The sequence below is a fragment of the Kitasatospora sp. NPDC001119 genome, assembly GCF_053598475.1.
Map to the genome: position 1 here is coordinate 1 of NZ_JBSFKI010000039.1, position 15674 is coordinate 15674.

Sequence of the window (15674 nt, forward strand, 5' to 3'; positions counted from 1 at the left end):
ATCGTGGCGCTGCTGGAGGACGAGCGGGTCACCGTCGAGCTGATCAACGACGGCGTGCACCTGCACCCCTCCGTCCTGGACCTCGCCTACGGCACCGCCGGCGCGAACCGGGTCGCCCTGATCACCGACGCGATGGGCGCGGCCGGCATGGGCGACGGCCTCTACCCGCTCGGCCCGCTCCAGGTCCAGGTCAAGGACGGCGTGGCCATGCTCCCGGACGGCAGCTCCATCGCCGGGTCCACGGCGACCCTCGACCGGGTGTTCCGAAGAGCCCTCACCGTCGGGAGGCTGACGCTCGGCCAGGCCGTCGAGTCGCTGTCCGCCACCCCGGCCCGGCTGCTCGGCCTGGGCGACTCGATCGGCTCGCTGGAGACCGGCAAGCTCGCCGACCTGGTCGTGGTCGACTCGGAGGGCTACGACCTGGTCGCGGTGATGCGCCGCGGCCGGTGGATCGTCGGCGGCGAGAGGTTCTCCACCGTCGAGCCCGCCTGAGCGACGCCGACGGCCGCCCTCCCCCACGCGGGGACGGGCGGCCGTGGTGTGTCGTGGTGGTCCCGGTCGGGCCGCGGGCGGTGGTGGTGGCTCAGGCCGCCGGTGCCGTCGCCTTGAGGACGCCGAGCAGCCGGGTGACCTCGGCGGCGACGGCCGCGCGGGCCGGCCCGAGGTAGCGGCGGGTGTCGACCAGCCGCGCGTCGTCGGCCAGGGCCCGGCGGACGGCGGTGCTGAACACCCGGTTGAGGTGGGTGGCGATGTTGACCTTCGTCATGCCGGCTTCCACGGCCGCGGTGAGGTCCCCGTCCGCCACACCCGAGGAGCCGTGCAGGACGAGCGGGACCGGCACCGCCCGGCGCAACCGTCCGATGAGCTCGAAGTCGAGCGCCGCGTCGCGGGTGGGCATCGCGTGCGAGGTGCCGACGGCCACCGCGAGCGCGTCCACGCCGGCGGCGGCGACGAACGCCGCGGCCTCGGCCGGATCGGTGCGCACGCCCGGGGCGTGGACGCCGTCCTTGCCGCCGACCTCGCCCAGTTCGGCCTCCACCCAGACGCCCGCGGCGTGGCACCGGCGCACCACCTCGGCGGTGGCCCGCACGTTCTCCGCGTACGACAGCGCCGAAGCGTCGAACATCACCGAGGTGAAGCCCAACTCCACGGCCCGGTCGACGAGTTCCACGGAGGTGGCGTGGTCCAGGTGGACCGCGACCGGCACCCGCGCGGCCCGGGCGACGGCCAGCGTGGCGGCGCCGATCGGCCCGAGGGCGCCGTGGTAGCGCACGGCGTTCTCGCTGATCTGCAGGATCACCGGCGCACCGGCGGCCTCGGCCCCGGCGACGATCGCCTGGGCGTGCTCCAGCTGGATGACGTTGAAGGCGCCGACACCGCACGCGGCTTCGGTCGCGGCGGCGGCGATCGGGCCGGTTCCGCTCAGGGGCATGGGTCGGACTCCTCGGTGGCGAAGGGGTGGACGTCCACGCGGGACCGCAGGGCGTGGTGGAGGGTGGGGTCGAAGTCGCCGGCCAGCGGTGCGGCGACGGCGGCCGCGGACAGTGCCACGGCCTCGGCCAGCCGGTCGGGCCAGGGCTCACCGCCGACCAGGCCGAGGGTGAGCGCGGCGACCGCGGCGTCGCCCGCGCCGGTGGGGTTGCCGGCCAGCCGCTCGGGCGAGCGGGCCCGCCAACCGCCGTGCGGGGTGACGGCGACGAGGCCGTCGGCGCCGAGCGAGGCGACCACCGCACCGGCGCCCGCGGCCCGCAGCCTGCGGGCGGCGGCCACCGGATCGGCCAGGCCGGTGGCGGCGGCGAGTTCCTCCGCGTTCGGCTTGACCAGGGTCGGTCCGGCCGCCAACGCGGTGCTCAGCGCCGTCCCGTCGGCGTCGAGCACCGCCGGGACGCCGTGCGCGTGCGCGAGCCGGAGCAGGTGGGCGTAGGCGTCCTCGGGCACGCCGCGCGGCAGGCTGCCGGAGAGGACCGCCGCCGCGGCGTGCGGCAGCAGGGTGTCGAGGTGGTCGAGGAACCGCGCCCATTCCCCGACGCCCACCACCGGGCCGGGTTCGAGCAGGATCGTGGTGTCCCCGGCGCCCTCCTCGACCACGGCCACCGTCCGCCGTGACTCGCCCGCGATCGCCAGCATGCGGTCGGCCAGGCCGGCGGACGCCAGTTCGGCGCGGATCGCCCGGCCGGTGAGGCCGCCGGTCAGGCCGGTGACCACGGTCGGGTGGCCGAGGGTGTGCAGGATCCTGGCGACGTTGACGCCCTTGCCGCCCGCGCGCTGGGCCACCGCCCGGACCCGGTTGCTGCCGTGCGGGCGCATCCGGTCCAGGTGGTGGGTGATGTCCAGGGCGGCGTTCAGGGTGACGGTGAGGATCACGCCGCCGCTCCCTCGCCCAGAAGGTCCCGCGCGAGCAGTCCGGCACCGAAACAGCCCGCCTCGTGGCCGAGTTCGGCGGGCAGGAGCTCCGGCATCGTCTGGAAGGAGAGCCGCGCCTTCAGAGCCGCCCGCAGTGGCGCGAAGTACGGCTCGCCCGCCCGGGCGAGGCCGCCGCCGATCACGATCCGCTCGGGGTCGAGCAGCGTGATCGCGCTCGCCAGGCCGTCGGCGAGCGCGTCGACGGCCTCCCGCCAGACGGTGGCGGCCGTGCGGTCCCCGGTCGCGGCGCGTCTGCCGACCTGCTCGGCGGTGAGGCCCGCCTCCCCGGTGGCGGCGGTGTAGCGGCGGGCGACGGCGGCCGCCGAGGCGAGGGTCTCCACGCAACCGCGACGGCCGCAGGCGCACGGCTCGCCGCCGGGACGCACCACCAGGTGGCCCAGCTCGCCGGCCCGGGTGTGGCTGCCGGTGAGCGGCCGCCCGTCGACCATCAGCGCGGCGGCGATCCCGGTGCCGACGGGTACGAAGAGGAAGTCGCGGCTGCCGCGGCCGGCGCCGGCCCTGGCCTCGGCGATGCCCCCGGCCCGCACGTCGTGCCCGAACGCGACCGGGATGCCCAGGTGTTCGGACAGCAGCTGCCGGACGGGCAGGTCCCGCCAGCCGAGGTTGGCGGCCAGCACCGCGGTGCCGGCCGCCTCGTCGACGATGCCGGGCACGGCGATCCCCGCGGCGGCCGGGCGGAAGCGCCCGGCGAGTTCGGCGGCGCGGTCGAGGACGGTCTGGAGGACGGCCTCCGGCCCGCGTTCGGCGCGGGTGAACCAGCGCTCGGTGTGGCGGAGGCGGCCGTCCGCGGCCACCGCCGCGCCCTTGATGTGGGTTCCGCCGACGTCGAGGGCGATCGCCGTCGCGGTCACGGCCGGGTGAGCACGATGGAGCGGGTGAGGTTGCGCGGCTGGTCGGGGTCCAGGCCGCGGCCCTTGGCCAGTTCGACCGCGAGCCGCTGGGCGCGGATCAGGTCGGCCATCGGGTCCAGCGCGCTCACCGACAGCACGGCGCCGGTCGGCTCGACCTGGTCGACCAGCCCGGTCGGCGGCTCGCCGAAGAACCACACCACGCTGCCGCGGCCGGTGACGCTGATCGGGCCGTGCCGGTACTCCATGGCCGGGTAGGACTCGGTCCACGACCCGGAGGCCTCGCGCAGCTTGAGGGCCGCCTCGTGGGCCAGGCCGACCGTCCAGCCGGTCCCGAGGAAGGTGAACTGGCCGGCCCCGGTGGACCGTTCGGGCAACGGGGCGGTCAGCGCCCGCTCGGCGTGGGCGGCCAGGTCGGCGGGGGCGAGCCCGAGGCGGCCGCGCAGCAGCGCCAGCGCGGTGGTGGCGAAGCGGGTCTGCACCACCGACTTCTCGTCGGCGAACTCCAGGTCGACCACGGTGCCGGCGGCCGTGCCGATCGGGGTGGCGAGGTCGCCGGTGAGCGCGACGGTCGGCGTCCCGCCGCAGCGTTGCAGCGCGGCGAGCACCTCGGTCGTGGTTCCCGAGCGGGTGATGGCGACGACACGGTCGTAGGCCCGGGCCGCCGGGAACTCGGAGGCCGCGAAGGCGTCGGTCTCACCGAGGCCGGCACCCTCGCGGAGGCCCGCGTACGCCTGCGCGATGTAGAGCGAGGTGCCGCAGCCGATCACGGCCACCCGTTCGCCGTGCTCGGGCAGTCCTGCGGGCTCCAGTTCCAGTGCCCTGCGCCAGCACTCCGGCTGGCTGGCGATCTCCCGTTCGACGTGACTCATCTGGCTCTCCTCGGTGGGGGCACGGGCGGCGCGCTCGGGGACAGGTCCGCACCGAGCACCGCTTTCTGCTGCAAGCATCTGCTTGAAACTGCTCTATTCATAGCCCAACGCGTCATCTGTGAGCAATACTGATCCACCGAGTGCCTTGCGGCACCCGGCCGGCGAGGCAAACTCAGTTCGGCGTATCTGCTCGATGTTGAGCAAACAGTGGTTATGCAGCGCAGCTTCGTGCAGGTCGCACCATCCCCCACCCGGGCCACCGCGGGGTCGGCCCCCACTCGCAAAGGCGGTACCAGAGATGAAGCGGCGCCTTTTCGCCCTGTCCGCGGCCACCCTGGCCGGAACGCTCGCACTGTCCGGATGCGGCAAGGGCTCGGCCTCCGGTTCGACCTCCGCCGACGGGGTGACGACGATCAGGTTCGTCGCCGCCGACTACGGTTCCAACGGCCAGAACCCGAGTCAGGCGTACTGGCAGGGCGTGATCTCGGCCTTCGAGCAGCAGAACCCCGAGATCAAGGTCGACCTCCAGGTCATCAACTGGAACGACATCGACACCCAGGTCAAGACGATGGTGCAGAACGGCAACCAGCCGGACGTCCTGCAGACCGGCGGCTACGCGGACTTCGCCAAGAACGGCCAGCTCTACCCGGCCCAGGAGGTCCTCTCCGGCAGCACCGCGGCGGACCTACTCCCCGCGATGGCGCAGGCCGGCGAGCAGGACGGCACCCGGTACGGCATCCCGTTCATCTCCAGCGCCCGGATGTTCCTGTTCAACAACGAGCTCTTCAGGAAGGCCGGCCTCGATCCGGCCGCCCCGCCCAGGACCTGGGCCGACCTCACCACCGCCGCCACCGCGCTGAAGAACGCCGGCGTGGAGATCCCGCTCGGCGTGCCGCTGGGCAAGGAGGAGGCGCAGGGCGAGTCGTTCATCTGGATGCTGGAGAACCACGGCGGCTACCAGGACGCCAAGGGCCGGTACAGCATCAACTCGCAGGCCAACGTCGACACCTTCGGGCAGCTCAAGAGCTGGGTGGACGCCGGCCTGACCGAGCAGAGCCCGGCCTCCGTCAACCGCACCGACCTGGCCAAGGACTTCGCCTCCGGCAAGGTCGGCATGCTCAACGGCATCCCCACCCAGCTGAACGACCTCAAGGGCATGGACGTCACCTGGACCGCGATGCCCAGCAAGGACGGCACCGGAAAGGCCACCCTCGGCGTCGCCGACTGGATGATGGCCTTCAGGAAGGGCGGCCACAAGGAACAGATCAAGGCCTTCCTCGACTTCGCCTACGGCCGGGACAACGCGGTGAGGTTCGACAAGGAGTACAGCCTGCTGCCGGTCACCCGGTCCGCGCTCACCGCGCTCCAGGCCGACCCGGACGAGCAGGCCCTGGCACCGTTCCTGCAGATCCTGCCCACCGCCACGTTCTACCCCCTCAGCGACCCGACCTGGCCTGCGGTCTCCGCGCAGATCAAGACGCAGATCGGCAGCGCGGTCAGCGACCCGAAGAAGACCCTCGACGCGCTCCAGAAGGCCGCGCAGCAGGCCGGTGAGTGACCCGGACGAGCGAACAAGGAATCCCGACACCGTGTCATCCCCCAGCAGCACAGACGCCCGGCCCGGCGAACCCGCCCGGCCGGCCGCGCCGCCGAAGCGTCCGTCGGCCCCGGGCCCGGGCCCCGCACCCGGGCGCCGTGCCCTGTTCGAACGGCTCGGGCCACTGCCGTGGCTGGCCCCGGCCATCGTGCTCATCCTCGGCGTGGTCGTGTGGCCGGTCGTCGAGATGGTCGCCACCTCACTGCGGAAGATCGACACCACCGGCACCGACCACGGCCCGGCCGGCCTGGTCAAGTACCGCAAGCTCTTCGGAGACCCCCGCCTGGCCGGAGTGCTGACCTGGACCGTCGTCTGGACGGTCGTCGTCGTCGGCCTGACCATGCTGATCTCGCTCGCGCTGGCGCAGTTGTTCAACCGGAACTTCCCCGGCCGTCGCGTCACCCGCTGGGCGCTCGTCGCGCCCTGGGCCGCCTCCGTACTGATGACCGCGATCGGCTTCCGCTGGATGCTCGACCAGGTCGCCGGCGTGTTCAACCGGCTGCTGCTCGACCTCGGCCTGATCGACCGCTCCCAGGCCTGGCTCGGCGACGCCGCCCACGCGAAGCCCTGGCTGGTGCTCGTCGCCGTCTTCGTCTCACTGCCGTTCACCACCTACACCCTGCTGGCCGGCCTGCAGACCATCCCCGAGGAGGTCCACGAGGCCGCCAGGGTCGACGGCGCCACGCCCTGGCAGACCTACCGCAAGGTCACCCTGCCGCTGCTGCGCCCGGCCTTCCTGGTCGGTCTGGTGATCAACCTGATCAACGTCTTCAACTCCTTCCCGGTCATCTGGGGCATGACCCAGGGCGGCCCGAACGTCGACACCGCCACCACCACCGTGTTCATGTACATGTTGCGCGGCTACGACGTCGCCGAGTCCGCCGCGATGTCCGTGGTCAACTTCGTCGTCGTGGTCCTCATGGTGGCTGTCTTCCTCAAGGTCAGCCGCTGGAACGAGGAGGAGGGCCGATGACCACCCCGCAGTCGCCGGCGAAGCACCGCCCGCGCGCACGGACCGTCCTGCTCACCGCGCTGGCCTGGGCGCTCGCCGCGCTCTTCGTGCTCCCGTACGTCGAGATGCTGATCACCGGCGGACGCCCGGCCGGCCAGCTACGGGACAACTCCTACCTGCCGACGCACTTCGACTTCTCCGCGTTCACCAGGGTCTGGACGGACACCACGCTCGGCCAGAACCTGCGGACCACCCTGCTGGTGGCCGGAGGCTCGACGCTGCTGGTGCTGCTGGTCGCCCTGCCCGCCGCGTACTACACCGCCCGGGTGCGCTTCCGCGGCCGCAAGGCCTTCCTGCTGCTGGTGCTGGTCACCCAGATGTTCCAGCCCACCGCCCTTCAGGTCGGCCTCTACCGGGAGTTCTTCGCACTGGACCTGCTGGACACCCCGATCGTCCTGGTGCTCGCCAACGCCGCCTTCAACCTGGCCTTCGCGATCTGGATCCTGAGCGCCTACATCGGCTCCATCCCCAGGGAGTTGGAGGAGGCCGCGATGATCGACGGCAACGGTCGCATGGGCGCGCTGTTCCGCGTCACCCTGCCGCTGGCGCTGCCCGGCGTGGTCACCGCCGTGATCTTCACGTTCATCTCGGCCTGGAACGAGTTCATCATGGGCCTGACCCTCACCAACTCGCCCGACCGGCAGCCGCTCACGGTCGGCATCAACAACATGATCGGCGCCTACAGCGTGCAGTGGAACTACGTGTTCGCCGCCTCGCTGGTGGCCATCGTGCCGGTCGTCGTCCTGTTCGCGGTGATCGAGCGCCACGTCGTCTCCGGGCTCACCGCAGGCTCGGTCAAGTAGCCGGGTCACCGCGCCGCCCCGCCGCCGGGCCGGCGGACACGCCGCCCGGCGCGGGGGCGCGTCCGCCGGCCCGGTCACCGGTCGGCCGGGACCTCCGATCCGGCGGCGCCGGGCGGGGTCGCGCGCGAGCCGAGGAGCTGGGCGACCGGGTCGGCGCTGCCCGAGGCGCTCAGCTCCTGCACCAGCTCGCAGTTCCTGGCGACCCGGCCGGCGACCCAGTCGCGCAGCCACCCGGACAGCTTGGGGAGCGGCAGGTCGGACGGGGCCAGCCCGGTGAGCACGCACCCGGTCGCCGCCGCCCCGCCGACGTTGACCACCACGTCCGGCAGGACGGTGTGGCCGGCCTCGCGCAGCAGCCGGCGGGCCGGTTCGGTGCAGCTCAGGTTTCCGCCCTCGACCACCAGGCGGGCCCGGACCGCCGGCACCGCGTCCTCGTCGACCGCGGCGGGGGAGGCCGCCAGCACCAGCACGTCGGCGTCGACGTGCAGCCACGCCTGCCCGGGCCCGTGGACGGTGACCCGGGCGGGCAGCCGGCTCCGGTCGATCGTGCCGTCGCTGCTGGTGAGCGCGGTGAGTTCGGCGACGGGCAGTCCGCGCTGGTCCTCGACGGTGCCCAGGACGTCGGCCACCGCCACCACCAGGTGGCCGTGGGCGGCCAGGTGGTCGGCCACCGCGCGCCCGACGGTGCCGAAGCCCTGGATCGCGACGCGCTGCGGGGTCCGCGCACCGGAGGCGCGCAGGGCGCCGAGCACCGCGACGGCCACGCCGAACCCGGTGATGTCGGCCATGTGGTCCCACAGTTCGGCCCAGCCGACGGTGAGGCGGGTGGTGCCGGGGCGGCGGGTGACGTCGTACCCGGCGGCCTCGAAGGCCTGCCGCCGGTCGGCGTAGGTGGTGCCCTGGTCGCAGCCCAGGTACACCCCGCCGTGCAGCAGCGGGGCCGCGGCGCGGCCGAACTCCCGCATCACCGCCCGCCGTTCGACGACGGCGCCCGGATCGGGGGCGATGCCGGCCTTGGCGCCGCCGATGGGCAGGCCGACCAGCGCCAGCTTGTGGGTCATCGCCCGGGCGAGCCCGGCCAGCTCCCGCTCGGTCACCGTCGGGGTCATCCTGGTGCCGCCCATGGCCAGGCCGTCGACCATGGAGTCGACGACGACCCAGCCCCGGGCCCGGCACTCCGGGAGGTTCAGGGTGGTGGAGAGCACGGGCCCGGTCGCGGGGCGCGCACCGTGCGGCGCGAGCGTCCGGCTCACTGCGCACCACCCTCCTCCGGGACGGAGCGCAGGCGCAGGCTGCGGGGGCGCATGTCGGTCCAGACGCGTTCGATGTGCGCGAGGCAGTCGTCCTTCGCGCCCCGTACGCCGTCCTCGTGCCAGCCCGCCGGGGTCTCGCGGTCGGCGGACCAGATCGAGTACTGCTCCTCGTCGTTGACGACGACCTTCCACTGCTCGGGTGCTTCGCTGGTCATGCCGTTACCTCCGGATGTCGATGGTTGGGGGTGGAGTCGGTTCGTGGCGAGGGTCGACGCGGGTGCCACGGTGGGCGTCGAGGCCGTCCAGCCAGGCCGGCAGGCTGGGGGCGCGCAGGAGGCCCGTCCCGACGAGCACACCGGCGAAGCCCTCCTGGAGCAGGCGGGCCGCGTCCTCGGGGGAGCGGACGGCCCCGGCGCTCACCGGGCACCGGGTGCCGCTGCCCAGCACCGCGGGCAGGAGCGCCGAGCTCCGCCCGAGGTCGCCGGCGCCGCGTTCGCGGTCGCCGATGTCCTTGTTGTTCACCGCGATCACGCACTCCTCGGCGCGTGGCACGCGGTTGATCTCCTCCTCGGTGACGACCTCGACGAACGGCGTCAGGCCCAGGCTCAGGCCGAGTTCGACCAGGTGGCCCAGGGTGGCGCGCGGCAGCAGCGCGGCGGTGAGCAGCACCGCGGACGCGCCGCTCTCGCGGGCCTGGTGCAGTTGGCTCCGGCGGGTGATGAAGTCCTTCTGCAGCACGGGCAGGTCCGTCGCCGCCACGACCTCGCGCAGCAGTTCCGGGGTGCCGCCGAACCACCGCCCGGTCACCACGGACAGGCAGGGGGCGCCGACCTCCTGGTAGTCGGCGACCAGCCGGGCGGCCGACCTGTCGCCGAACAGGTCCTGCCCGGCGGCGTCCTGGCGCTTGAGCTCCATGATCACCGGTCGGCGGGCGTCCAGCAGCGCCTCGATGAACGCGGCCGTCATCCGGGCCTCCCGGCCGCCCCGGCGCCGTCCGGCACCCGCCAGCCGCGCCGTACGGCCGTGACCCGCTCGGTGCTCAGCCGTCCGTCGGGGTCCCTGGCCGCGGTGTCCACGTCGATGCCCAGGAAGAGGGGGTGGTCCAGCACCGCCCGGTAGGCCTCCCGGTTGTCGGCCGAGAGGCCGCCGGCCAGCAGGAAGGGACGCGAGAGGCGGTCCGCGATCCCGAGGACAGCCGCGCAGTCGGCCGGTTGCCCGGTGCTGCCGATCCGGCCGTCCCCGGCCACCGCGTCCAGCAGGAAGAGGTCCGTTCCCGCCCGCTCGTACGCCGGGATCAGGGACCGCTCCGCGCGGGTGTCCGCACCGAGGTGCAGCACCTTGACCACGATGAGGTCCGTGCTGCCCTTCAGGGTGCGGACCAGTCCCGGCGGCTGGTAGCCGTGCAGTTGGACCCACGGCACCCGGGCCGCGGCCGTCGCCGCGCGCAGCGCCTCGGCGTCGTTGAGGAAGGTCACGAGGACCGGTCGCAGTCGCGCGGTTCGATGGACAGCGTCGGCCACCACAGTGAGTTGATGGAGCGTCAGGTCGGCGTGACCCCTCGGGACGCCGTGCCACAGGCCGACGAGGTCGGCTCCGGCCCGGTCGAGCGAGGCCACGTCCTCGGCCGAGGCGGCTCCGCAGATCTTGAGCAGCATCGGGCGTCACAGCCCCAACATGGCGGCGACGCGGTTGCGTTGGATCTCCGACGTGCCCGAGTAGATCGGGCCGGCGACGGCGTCGCGCAGGTCCTTCTCCAGCCCGTACTCGGCCAGGTAGCCGCTGCCGCCGAAGATCTGCACGGCGGCCAGGGCGGAGGAGAGGTTGCTCTCGCTGGCGAGGAGCTTGCTGACGGCGATGTCCCTCGTGACGTTCTCGCCCTGCGTCAGCCGGACGGCCGTGTCGTAGAGCCACTTCCGCGCGGTGTCCAGGCCGATGCTCATCTCCACGAGCTTGTGGGAGATCGACTGGTACGAGCCGATCGGACTGCCGAACTGGACGCGTTCCTTGGCGTATTCGACGCAGCGGTCGAGCCGGTGGCGCATCTGCCCGGTGCTGATGACGAAGGAGCAGAGGATCTCCCACTTCATCACGTGGTCCAGGACCAGGAACCCGGAGCCGACCCGGCCGATCACGGCGGACGCGGGGATCCGGCAGTCGTCGAAGTGCAGTTCGCTCAGCGGCGCGGTCCGCAGCCCCATGGTGGCGACGGGCGGCCCGATGACGAGGCCCGGGGTGTCCCGCTCCACGACGAAGGCGGTGATGCTGAGCGGGCCGCTGCTCGGATGGGTGCGCGCGTACACCACGAACACGTCGGCCACCGGGCCGTTGGTGATGAAGGACTTGCCGCCCCGCAGGACGAAGTCGTCGCCCTCGCGGGTGGCCGTGGTCCTCATCGCCAGCGCGTCGGAGCCGCTCTCGGTCTCGCTGATCGCGTGCGCGCCGATCGTCTCTCCCGAGCAGATCCCCGGCAGGTGGCGCGCCTTGAGCTCCGGCGAGCCGAACCGTTGCAGCGGGACCCCGACGCCGACCAGGTGGGTGGCGACCGAGAAGTTCAGTCCGCCGTCACGGCACCCGGTGCCGAGCCGTTCGAGCACGTGCATGGTGGTGAGCAGGTCCTGGCCCAGCCCGCCCCACTGCTCGTCGAACGGCAGGCCGAGGATCCCGGACCTCTGGATCAGCTTCCACTTGTCCCACGGGAAGGCGCCTTCGGCGTCCCCTTCGAGATGGCCGGAGCTGAGCTCCTCGCACCACTGGGCGATCCCCTCGCCCAGGGCGAGCTGGTCGGCGTTCCACCTGATCATCTGTCCGTCCCTGTCAGTACTCGGAGAAGTCGGCCGAGTCCAGGTTGTGGCGCTCGTCGCCGCGCAGCGCGGGCGAGAACACGCACACCAGGCGGAGGTCCTCCTCCGGGCTCGCGATCAGGAAGTGGGCGTCGTTGCGGTCGAGCGCGTACAGCGTGCCCGGCTCCAGCGGGTGGGAGGTGCCGTCGGTGTCCACGACCTCGCCCTTCCCCTCGATGCAGTAGCAGGCCTCCAGGTGGCGGCGGTACTCCAGCCGCGACTTGGTGCCGGCCCGGACGGTGGTGTCCGTCATCGTGTAGCCCAGGCCGTCGGACTCGAGCAGGAACCTGCGGCTGAGCCCGTTGCCCCAGTCCACGGTCTTCACGTCGGCAAGGTGTCGGACGATCATCGGTGTGCCTCCTGGCGGCTTGGTGAGTACGGCGAAACGGTCTGGATGAAGGTGTGGAACTCCTCGACCACGTCGGCCCCTTCGGCGAGGGCGTGCTCGATCCGGGCGACCCCGGCGCTGCCCACGACCGCGGCGTCGGCGCCGAGGCCGTGCAGCAGGTCGATGTCCGCCCGGGAGCGGACGCCGAACCCGACGGCGATCGGTGCGGTGGTCCTCGTCCGCAGCGCGGCCAGCGCGGCGGCCAGTTCCCGGTGGTCGGCGGTGAGCCCGCCGCCGCTGCGGCCGTAGTGGGCCACCAGGTACAGGTACGCGGTGGCGCAGTCGGCTGCCGCGGCCCGCACCTCGGGCGCCGACGCGGCGTAGCAGGTGGCGACCAGGGGCAGCCCGGCCGCCCGCACCGCGTCGAGGCACCCGGCCCGCAGCCGCGGCGGCAGTCCGTGGACCAGCAGCCCGTGGACGCCCGCGTCGGCGACCCGCCGGACGAAGCCGGGCACGGTCGGGGCCCTGACCGTGTGGCTCCAGTCGGCCAGCAGGGCCACCCGCAGGTGGCGCAGCCCGGGCAGGACCCCGGCGAGGAAGTCGAGCACCTCGTCGAGTCCGACGCCGTCGGCCAGGGCCCGCTGTGCCGAGCGGCGGATGACGGGCCCGTCGGTGACCGAGTTCGGAAAGGGCACCGCCAGCTCCAGGCAGTCCACCCGGCAGTCGTCGAGCATCCGCATCACGTCGGCCAGGACGGGCAGCGGGGGGTCCCCGGCGTTGAGGAACACGGCCAGGCCGGGCCGGTCCGGTGGCCGGCGGGCGAAGAACCCGCTCACCGCGCACGCGCCGGTCGGGTGCGGAGGCGGTCGACGAGGTCGCGGGCGGCGCCGCCGCGCAGGGCGTCCTCGGCCGCCCGGATCGCCTCCGGCCACCCGTCGATCAGCCCGCTCGCGACGGCCAGTGCGGCGGCGTTCAGGCAGACGGTCCGGGTGGCGAGCGCCGTCCCCGCTCCGGAGAGCACGCCGAGGAAGTGCTCGACCACGTCCTCGCCTCCTGTGGCGGGCCGCAGTTCGGCGATCGCGTCGGTCGCGCTCGCGGGAGCCTCGGCCGGCAGGTGGATCGGGTCGGTGCCGTCATTGGGGAGGAGGAGGTTGTCGACGGAGCCGACGAGCTCGTCGACGCCCAGCTCGTTGGAGCAGAGCCAGATCCTCCGGTCGGTGACGGTGGCGGCGACTTGGCCCAGCGCCGGCAGCAGTGAACGGTCCGAGACGCCGACGAGCTGGGCGGAGACCGGCACCGCGGCCAGGAAGGGCCCGACGGAGTTGATGAACCCGCCGATCATCCGCAGGTCCATCGGCACGATGCTCCGGGCCAGCAGCGCCACCTCCCGCGGGTAGACGAAGTTCCCCGGGAAGGCGATGCCGAAGCGTTCCAGCCGCTCCTCGGTCCGCTCGTACGAGGTGGTCCGTGCGATACCGAGGCGGTCGAGCAGGTCGTGGGAGCCGCAGGCGCTCGTGTAGGCGCGGGAGCCCGTCTTGACGACGCGGACGCCCAGGGCCGAGGCGAGGAAGGCCGCGGCGGTGGAGATGTTGAACGTGGCCGGCCCGCCTCCGGTGCCGACGATGTTGGCCGTGCCGTCCAGCCGCGCGGTGACGGCCGGCCGCCGCTCGTCCAGCGAGCGGAGCATGGCGACCAGCGTGTCCCGGTCGGGCATCCGGGTGGACAGCGAGGACAGCAGCGCCACCGTCTCGCCGGGCCGCAGGGCGCCGTCCCGCAGCTGGTCCCAGAAGGACCCCCACAGCTCCTGGTCGACGGCGCGGTCCCGGCGGATCAGCGCTCGCAGCACCTCGTGCATGACTAGAGGGCGTCCGTCCGCTGCGGCTGGGCCTGGTCGATGAACCTGCTGATCGAGCCGACGGAGCGGAAGCTGTCCGGGTCGAGGTCGAACTCCTCGACGCGCACGTCGAAGCGGTCCTCCAGCCAGGCGATCGTCTTGAGCAGGCCGAGGCTGTCGATGACCCCGCCGTCCACGAGGTCGTAGTCGGCGTCCAGCTCGTTCGGGCCGACGTCGGGCAGGAACTCCTCGATGATGAACTGGGTGACTACCGCGGCGTGGTTCACGTGGCCGTTCCTTCGGTGGGCTGGGAGGGGGAGCAGGCGCGCTCGACGGGCGCGCGGTCGATCTTTCCGGTGGACGTCCTGGGCAGCGGGTCGTCCACGATCCGCAGGGTCGAGGGGACGGCGGTGAGCGGGAGGCACTGGGCGCAGTGCCGGCGCAGCGCCAGCGAGTTCAGCCGGCTGTCCGGGGCGCGGCGGACCACGGCGCGCAGCAGGCGGCCGGCCACCGGGTCGGGTACGGCCACCACGGCCGCCTCGACGACCTCGGGGTGGTCGAGCAGCACCTGTTCGACCTCGTGGGTGTTGACCCGGGTGCCGCGGACCTTGACCTGGTGGTCGTTGCGGCCTTCCAGGGTGACGCGGCCCTCCTCGTCGCGCCGGACGAGGTCGCCGCTGCGGAAGTAGCGCCGGGTCTCCCCGTCGTGGTGGTGGGTCGCGAACCTGCCGGCGTCCTGGGCCCGGTCCAGGTAGCCGTCGGTCTGGAAGGGCGTCGCGACGTGGAGTTCGCCGGTGCCCGGCCCGGTCACGATCCTGCCGTCATCACCGACGATCACCGCGTGGACCCCGGGCAGCGGGCGCCCGATCGGCACCGGGCCGTCCGGCGGCTCGGTGCCGTCGACCTCGTGCAGGAAGCTGTCGTTGGTCTCGGTGCAGCCGTAGACGTTGTGGAGCCGCGCGCCGGGGAACAGGCGCGGAAGTTCGGCCAGGCAGCGGGCGGGCAGGCTGTCGCCGGTGAAGACGACGTGCTCGACGGTGTCGAGCCGGCGGCCGCTCTGCGCGGTCGCGTCGACCAGCAGTTGGTAGAACATCGGTACCGCCTGCACGAGTTGGACCTCGTGGCGGGAGAGCAGGTCCAGCAGGTGGCCCGGCTGGGTGGCCCGGGCCGGATCGACCAGGACGACGCGGCCGCCGTGCTTGAGCGTGGCCCAGATGTCCAGCAGGCACAGGTCGAAGGTGAGCGGCGCGTAGTTGAGGACCGTCGTTCCCCGACGGATGCCGAACCGCTCGCCGGCCCAGGTGGTGAAGCGGTCCACCGCGCCCGTGCTCAGCGGCACGATCTTCGGCTGCCCGGTGGAACCGGAGGTGGTGAACATGAAGGAGACGTCGGCGGGTTCCGTGGCGCGTGGCGGCTTCGGTTCGGCCGGCCGCTCCCGGGCGTCCGGACCGGGGTCCTCCGGCGAGAGGACGTGCCGGATGCCGGCCCGTTCGGCCGGCGCGTGGGCGGTCCCTCCTTCCGGTACGGGCGCCGGCAGCAGCAGGAAGCGCCGCCCCTCCAGCAGGCAGGCGAGCACCAGGGCGATCGTCGAGGGCGACTTGGCGGCCGGGATGCCGATCGGCTCGTCGCCGTCCGGGGCGAGCCGGGCGATCCGCAGGCGCTCCCGCTCCGCCGCCCGGTGGAGTTCGCGGTAGGTCGTCTCCTCCCCGTGCCACACCAGGGCCGGATCACCGGGGTGGTCGGTGGCGTGCGAGACGAATGAACCCACCAGGCTTGGCTGCTGCATCATGACTTCTCCGAGTTCATGCAACGGGGTGGGCTCTATGGACAACGGATGAGTTCATGCAACGGGTTCACCGATCT

18 protein-coding genes are annotated in these 15674 nt (G+C 73.2%); 4 read left to right on the forward strand and 14 right to left on the reverse strand.

All coding sequences use genetic code 11. From position 1 onward, the window contains the following. Nucleotides 1-492, forward strand: a 492-nt coding sequence (locus ACWDD9_RS34835; protein ID WP_449813854.1) for an amidohydrolase family protein, incomplete at its 5' end; no start/stop codon positions are given. Between the two features lie 91 nt (nucleotides 493-583). On the opposite strand, the gene ACWDD9_RS34840 is transcribed toward ACWDD9_RS34835, so the two are convergent. From ACWDD9_RS34840 to ACWDD9_RS34855, 4 genes are read right to left on the reverse strand one after another with little or no spacing between them, the layout of a single operon-like run. Next, nucleotides 584-1432: a class II fructose-bisphosphate aldolase gene (locus ACWDD9_RS34840; protein WP_449813855.1), complete on the reverse strand. Its 849-nt coding sequence runs from the start codon at nucleotides 1430-1432 to the stop codon at nucleotides 584-586. After that, nucleotides 1423-2364, reverse strand: coding sequence for a 1-phosphofructokinase family hexose kinase (locus ACWDD9_RS34845; protein ID WP_449813856.1), 942 nt, complete (start codon nucleotides 2362-2364; stop codon nucleotides 1423-1425). The genes ACWDD9_RS34840 and ACWDD9_RS34845 overlap by 10 nt, the downstream gene beginning before the upstream one ends. Further along, nucleotides 2361-3275, reverse strand: coding sequence for an ROK family protein (locus ACWDD9_RS34850; RefSeq protein ID WP_449813857.1), 915 nt, complete (start codon nucleotides 3273-3275; stop codon nucleotides 2361-2363). The genes ACWDD9_RS34845 and ACWDD9_RS34850 overlap by 4 nt, the downstream gene beginning before the upstream one ends. Next, nucleotides 3272-4144, reverse strand: coding sequence for an SIS domain-containing protein (locus tag ACWDD9_RS34855; protein WP_117486239.1), 873 nt, complete (start codon nucleotides 4142-4144; stop codon nucleotides 3272-3274). The genes ACWDD9_RS34850 and ACWDD9_RS34855 overlap by 4 nt, the downstream gene beginning before the upstream one ends. Nucleotides 4145-4442: 298 nt before the next feature. Between ACWDD9_RS34855 and ACWDD9_RS34860 the strand changes: the two genes are divergently transcribed. The 3 genes from ACWDD9_RS34860 to ACWDD9_RS34870 are packed head-to-tail and all read left to right on the forward strand — an operon-like array spanning nucleotide 4443 to nucleotide 7556. Beyond that, a complete protein-coding gene (locus ACWDD9_RS34860; protein ID WP_074005821.1) occupies nucleotides 4443-5702 on the forward strand; it encodes an extracellular solute-binding protein in 1260 nt (419 codons plus the stop codon). Nucleotides 5703-5733: 31 nt separating this feature from the next. After that, on the forward strand, nucleotides 5734-6714 hold the full coding sequence (locus ACWDD9_RS34865; RefSeq protein ID WP_449813858.1) for a carbohydrate ABC transporter permease: 981 nt from the start codon (nucleotides 5734-5736) through the stop codon (nucleotides 6712-6714). Further along, nucleotides 6711-7556, forward strand: coding sequence for a carbohydrate ABC transporter permease (locus ACWDD9_RS34870; protein WP_449813859.1), 846 nt, complete (start codon nucleotides 6711-6713; stop codon nucleotides 7554-7556). The genes ACWDD9_RS34865 and ACWDD9_RS34870 overlap by 4 nt, the downstream gene beginning before the upstream one ends. A 74-nt stretch (nucleotides 7557-7630) precedes the next feature. Here the strand turns inward: ACWDD9_RS34870 and ACWDD9_RS34875 are convergent, their stop codons facing one another. From ACWDD9_RS34875 to ACWDD9_RS34920, 10 genes are read right to left on the reverse strand one after another with little or no spacing between them, the layout of a single operon-like run. After that, complete coding sequence (locus tag ACWDD9_RS34875) at nucleotides 7631-8809, reverse strand: Glu/Leu/Phe/Val dehydrogenase dimerization domain-containing protein (protein ID WP_449813860.1); 1179 nt, start codon at nucleotides 8807-8809, stop codon at nucleotides 7631-7633. Continuing rightward, nucleotides 8806-9024, reverse strand: coding sequence for an MbtH family protein (locus ACWDD9_RS34880; RefSeq protein WP_049650321.1), 219 nt, complete (start codon nucleotides 9022-9024; stop codon nucleotides 8806-8808). Before ACWDD9_RS34880 ends, ACWDD9_RS34875 begins: the two co-directional genes overlap by 4 nt. A 4-nt stretch (nucleotides 9025-9028) precedes the next feature. Further along, nucleotides 9029-9775: an indole-3-glycerol-phosphate synthase gene (locus ACWDD9_RS34885; RefSeq protein WP_449813861.1), complete on the reverse strand. Its 747-nt coding sequence runs from the start codon at nucleotides 9773-9775 to the stop codon at nucleotides 9029-9031. Then, nucleotides 9772-10464: a phosphoribosylanthranilate isomerase gene (locus tag ACWDD9_RS34890; RefSeq protein ID WP_449813862.1), complete on the reverse strand. Its 693-nt coding sequence runs from the start codon at nucleotides 10462-10464 to the stop codon at nucleotides 9772-9774. Before ACWDD9_RS34890 ends, ACWDD9_RS34885 begins: the two co-directional genes overlap by 4 nt. 6 nt (nucleotides 10465-10470) lie before the next feature. Then, entirely contained in the window at nucleotides 10471-11610 is a 1140-nt protein-coding gene (locus ACWDD9_RS34895) for an acyl-CoA dehydrogenase family protein (RefSeq protein ID WP_049650324.1), read from the reverse strand. A gap of 13 nt (nucleotides 11611-11623) precedes the next feature. Further along, nucleotides 11624-11998, reverse strand: a complete 375-nt coding sequence (locus ACWDD9_RS34900; RefSeq protein WP_049650325.1) for an ectoine synthase — start codon at nucleotides 11996-11998, stop codon at nucleotides 11624-11626. Then, a complete protein-coding gene (trpA, locus tag ACWDD9_RS34905; RefSeq protein WP_074005828.1) occupies nucleotides 11995-12813 on the reverse strand; it encodes a tryptophan synthase subunit alpha in 819 nt (272 codons plus the stop codon). Before trpA ends, ACWDD9_RS34900 begins: the two co-directional genes overlap by 4 nt. Then, nucleotides 12810-13832 carry an anthranilate phosphoribosyltransferase gene (locus tag ACWDD9_RS34910; protein ID WP_449813863.1) on the reverse strand — a complete coding sequence of 341 codons (1023 nt, stop codon included), beginning with the start codon at nucleotides 13830-13832 and terminating at the stop codon, nucleotides 12810-12812. The genes trpA and ACWDD9_RS34910 overlap by 4 nt, the downstream gene beginning before the upstream one ends. A 2-nt stretch (nucleotides 13833-13834) precedes the next feature. Next, complete coding sequence (locus ACWDD9_RS34915) at nucleotides 13835-14098, reverse strand: phosphopantetheine-binding protein (protein WP_074005830.1); 264 nt, start codon at nucleotides 14096-14098, stop codon at nucleotides 13835-13837. Further along, on the reverse strand, nucleotides 14095-15600 hold the full coding sequence (locus tag ACWDD9_RS34920; protein ID WP_449813864.1) for an AMP-binding protein: 1506 nt from the start codon (nucleotides 15598-15600) through the stop codon (nucleotides 14095-14097). Before ACWDD9_RS34920 ends, ACWDD9_RS34915 begins: the two co-directional genes overlap by 4 nt. Between the last annotated feature and the right edge of the window lie 74 nt (nucleotides 15601-15674).